Annotated in this window: 3 protein-coding genes; all 3 read left to right on the forward strand. The window is 51.2% G+C overall.

Features of this window, described 5'->3' with window-relative positions; genetic code table 11:
- A partial coding sequence (locus Q0277_RS04535; protein WP_297996012.1) for a 3,4-dihydroxy-2-butanone-4-phosphate synthase occupies positions 1-729 on the forward strand: 729 nt, incomplete at its 5' end.
- Positions 726-1,883 carry a DNA polymerase IV gene (locus tag Q0277_RS04540; protein ID WP_297996013.1) on the forward strand — a complete coding sequence of 386 codons (1,158 nt, stop codon included), beginning with the start codon at positions 726-728 and terminating at the stop codon, positions 1,881-1,883. The genes Q0277_RS04535 and Q0277_RS04540, both read left to right, overlap by 4 nt.
- 19 nt (positions 1,884-1,902) lie before the next feature.
- Positions 1,903-2,442, forward strand: coding sequence for a hypothetical protein (locus Q0277_RS04545; RefSeq protein ID WP_297996014.1), 540 nt, complete (start codon positions 1,903-1,905; stop codon positions 2,440-2,442).
- The last annotated feature ends 161 nt before the right edge of the window (positions 2,443-2,603 follow it).

Raw genomic sequence — 2,603 nt, forward strand, 5'->3', positions numbered from 1 at the left:
GCCAAGACGGGCGTAAGCGCGTATGAGCGCAATATGACGATCGAGCTGATGTCGCGCGTGGGCGCTCGCGCAGATGATTTCGTCCGCCCGGGGCATATCTTCCCGCTTATCGCCAAAAGCGGCGGCGTGCTCGCTCGCACGGGGCACACTGAGGGCTCAACGGATCTATGCCGCTTGGCGGGGCTTTCGCAAAGCGCAGTGATCTGCGAGATCGTTAAAGACGACGGCGATATGGCGCGCAGGGACGATCTGGAAAAATTCTGCGCGCAGCACGGCATCAATATGATCTCGGTCGCGCAGATCGTGCAGTATCGCCTAAAACACGAAACTCTCGTTAAATTTAGCGAGCCCAAAAGCGCTCTGCTGTGCGGTGAGGCGGCGAAATTTTACGACGTGAGCGATCACGAGGGCAACGAGCACCGCGCCTATATTTTCGGCGAGCCAGAAAAGGGCGCGCAGACGAACGTGAAATTTCATAAAATTTCAAGCGATCTGGAATTTTTAAGCGATGCGAAATTTAACGATTTCATGCGCGATCTGGACGTTTTGCGCAAAGAGGGCGGCGTGCTTTTGATGCTAAAATCCGCGCAAAATCGCGCTGATTTTAAGAGCTTCGGCATCGGAGCGCAAATTTTAGCGCATCTGGGCGTGAAAAAAATCAAAATTTTAAGCAAGAGCGGGCCGAAAGACTACGCGGGGCTTAGCGGATTCGGGATCGACATAGTTTGATAGCTCATATCGATTTGGACAGCTTCTTCGTCTCTGTAGCGAGGCTTGCGGATCCCGCGCTTGCGGGCAAAAAGATCGCAGTCGTCGGAGGCGGCGACGAGGAGATTTTCGGCGGAAAGAGCGAGCTTGGCAGCGTGATTTTAAGCGCGAGCTACGAAGCCAGAGCCTACGGCGTGCACTCGGCGCAGCCCGTTAAAATCGCGCTCGGACTCTGTCCGCAGCTGATTTTGGTGCGCGCCAGACATGGCGAATACCGAAAAATTTCACGCGAAATTTATGAGTTTTTACTAAGCTTTACGCCCGAGATCGAAAAATTTAGCATCGACGAGTTTTTTCTAAATTTACGCGGCACGGCTTACGACGCGGACGCGCTGAGCTTTGCCGCGTTTTTGCAAAGCGAGATTATGCGCCGCTTTAGTCTTCCGTGTAGCGTCGGGCTTAGCGAAGCAAAACTGATCGCAAAGCTCGCCACGAGTCTTGCCAAGCCCTTCGGCGTACGTCAAATTTTAAAATCGCAGATCGCGCGCGAGCTATCCGCCGTGCCGGTAGCAAAATTTTTTGGCATCGGTAAAGCGGCGCAAAAAACGCTCGGCAAATACGGCATCATAAGCTTCGGCGACGCGCTAGGGCACAGAGAAATTTTTGAAAAGATGGGCGCAAACGGCAGGAAAATTTTCGCAGCCCTTAGCGGCGAGGATGAGGGCGAGGTCGTCTCAAAGCGCGAGCGCAAAAGCATCGGCTTTGGGCGCAGCTTCGCGCCGTGCGCCGATCGGGACGAGCTGCGGCGTAAAATTTTAATTTTGGCGCGCCATTTGGCAGGCGAAGTGCTTGCAAGGGGGCTAAAGCCCGCGACGTATGATCTAAAGATCCGCTACAAATCGCGCGAGGAGTTTTCGCACCAGATCAGCCAGGATAGGGCGTTTAGCTTAAGCTTGCTGAGCGAGACCGCGCTTGAGCTGTTTAGGCTCTGCGACGTGAAAAAAGGCGCGCAGATAATCCATATGGCGCTAAATCTTTCAAATTTTAGCGGCAAATCGGGCAGCTCGCTGCTCTTTGGCGAGATCGATAAAAAGCAGCAGAGCTTAGATCGATCTTTAAGCAGGATTTGGGAAAAATTCGGCATCGAAAAGCTAAAAAAAGCGAGCGAAATTTGATTAAATTTAAAGGAAAAAGATGAAATTAGGCGAGCTATACTCGGTGATCTGCATAATCTTTGCGACGAATTTTAAAGGCGTGATAGATGAGCAGAAGTTGCGCAGCTTGGGCAAAAACTGGATCATCGTAAATAAAAATATCGAGAACAAAAACGGCCATGAGCTTTGGCAAAAGGTGCAGAGTGAGGACTACGCGGCGCTAGGGCGCGATTTTGAGGCACTAAAAGGGGCGTTTGAGATGGACTTTTTCAAGCTCATAAGCGAAAGCGAAGTGGAGCTGTTTTATGAAAAATGCCGCTTCAAAAAACCTTTTGCAGAGCTTAAAAGCGCTCACGCAGCCAATATGCTAGCGCTGCTTGCCATGATTTTTAAGCAAAACACGGACGCGAAATCGCATAAAATTTTGACGCTATATCTGGCGCAATTTATCATTCCGAGCTTTTCCGCGCTTGCTACGCACGTGCAGATAAACGCCAAAAGCAGCTACTATAAGGCGCTTGGGTGGTTTTTGGCGGATTTTTGCCGCGTGGTGAAAGAGACGCTGGGGCTTGGAATTTAGAATTTAGAACGCGCGCTCGGTATTTTTGCGCGTTCGGCACAGAAAAGCGCTATGTAGAGATAAGTCTGGAGCTTGCTTTCGGGATTTCTTGCGCTGTAGTCGGTACAGCTCCTGCGGGTGCGACAAGCTGCTAAGCGAAGCAGGTGAATTTTATCTGCACG

The sequence above is a fragment of the uncultured Campylobacter sp. genome (assembly GCF_938030815.1).
Classification (GTDB): domain Bacteria; phylum Campylobacterota; class Campylobacteria; order Campylobacterales; family Campylobacteraceae; genus Campylobacter_B.

What these genes read in the sequence shown, in the direction of transcription:
- Q0277_RS04545 (WP_297996014.1), top strand. Translation starts at nt 1,903, where the DNA reads ATGAAATTAGGCGAGCTATACTCGGTGATCTGCATAATCTTTGCGACG.